This window comes from Nonomuraea sp. NPDC049784 (assembly GCF_040659615.1).
In the GTDB taxonomy this organism is placed as follows: Bacteria; Actinomycetota; Actinomycetes; order Streptosporangiales; family Streptosporangiaceae; genus Nonomuraea.
Genome location: NZ_JBFAMX010001199.1, coordinates 1 through 1,428, shown reverse-complemented (window position 1 = coordinate 1,428; position 1,428 = coordinate 1). Strand labels below are relative to the sequence as shown.

1 protein-coding gene and 1 pseudogene are annotated in these 1,428 nt (G+C 73.5%); both read left to right on the top strand.

The features are described 5' to 3' along the window. Positions 1–201, top strand: a pseudogene (locus AB0J09_RS64700) (ABC transporter ATP-binding protein); the annotation flags it as partial. Further along, positions 198–1,428: hypothetical protein (locus AB0J09_RS64695; RefSeq protein ID WP_360714415.1), on the top strand; the 1,231-nt coding region annotated here is incomplete at its 3' end. The pseudogene AB0J09_RS64700 and the gene AB0J09_RS64695, both read left to right, overlap by 4 nt.

The window sequence follows — 1,428 nt, the reverse complement described above, 5'->3', positions numbered from 1 at the left end:
CTGGCGGGCGCGGGCGCCACCGTGACCGTCACCGAGCGGGACACGCTCGTGGTCTCCGGGCTGGCCGCCGAGCACATCGTGCGGCTGCTCGGCGCGCAGGGGGTGCCGTTCTCGGAGGTCGCCGCCCACCGCGCGACGCTGGAGGAGGCCTACCTTGACCTCACCAGGGACTCGGTCGAGTTCAGGGGAGCGGCGCGATGACCGCGGTCACCCCCTACCGCTCCGGACTGCGGGCCGGTCGTGACGGCTTCGCGCAGCTGCTGCGTGCCGAATGGACCAAGTTCCGCACGGTCCGCGGCTGGATGCTCGGCCTGGCGCTCGCGGCGCTGCTCATCGTGGGGCTGGGGCTGCTGTTCGCGACCGGCAGCCGCTCCTCGTGCAGCAACGGGCCGATCGAGGTGCCCTGTCCCGCCCCTCTGATGGGTCCCGGCGGCGTGGCCGTGGAGGACCGCTTCTACTTCGTGCACCAGCCGCTGGACGGCGACGGCGGCATCACCGTACGCGTGAGCTCCATGACCGGCCAGATCCGCAAGCCCGACGTCACCCCCGGGGTCAGGAACGTCGTCCCCGGCGTCACACCGTGGGCCAAGGCCGGGGTCATGATCAAGCAGAGCACTCGGCAGGGGACGGCGTACGCGGCTCTGATGGTCACCGGTAGCCACGGGGTGCGTATGCAGCACAACTTCACCGAGGACGTGGCGGGGCGCCCCGGCGGTGTCTCGGCGGCGTCGCCGCGCTGGCTGCGGCTGACCCGTACCGGCGACACGATCATCGGCGAGGAGTCGGCCGACGGCTCGCACTGGACCACGGTGGGTACCGTCCGCCCGCCCGGACTCGCCGGGAAGGTTCAAATCGGGCTCTTCGCCGCCTCTCCCGGCGACCTGACCGCGACCTCGACCGTGATAGGCGGAGTCGTGACGGCCTCGCGCTTCGCCGAGGTCACCGCCGTCATGGACCAGGTCGGCGTGCGGGGCGTGGCGGCCGGGGGCACATGGCGCCGTGACGACATCGGCGTCACCATGGAGGCCGACGGCGTCACCCCGCACCATCCAGGTGGGCTCGACCAGTCGGGCGGCACGTTCAAGGTCACGGGGGTGGGCGACGTCGCGCCCTCCGCGGAGGGCATGCCGGTCGAGCGCGTGCTGATCGGGGCGCTGGCCGGGCTCGTCGCGATGATGGTGGTGGCGGTGGTGTTCGTCACCGCGGAGTACCGGCGGGGCCTGATCCGCACCACCCTGCTCGCCGGCCCGCGGCGCGGCCGGGTGCTGGCGGCCAAGGCCGTGGTGATCGCAGCCGTCACCTTCGCCGCCGGGCTGGTCGCCGCCGCCGTCACCGTGCCGGTCGGACGGTCGATCCTGGCCGCGAACGGAACCGTGCCCGCCCCGGTGGCGCCGCTCGCCTCGCTGCAGGTGATCGTGGGCACCGCCG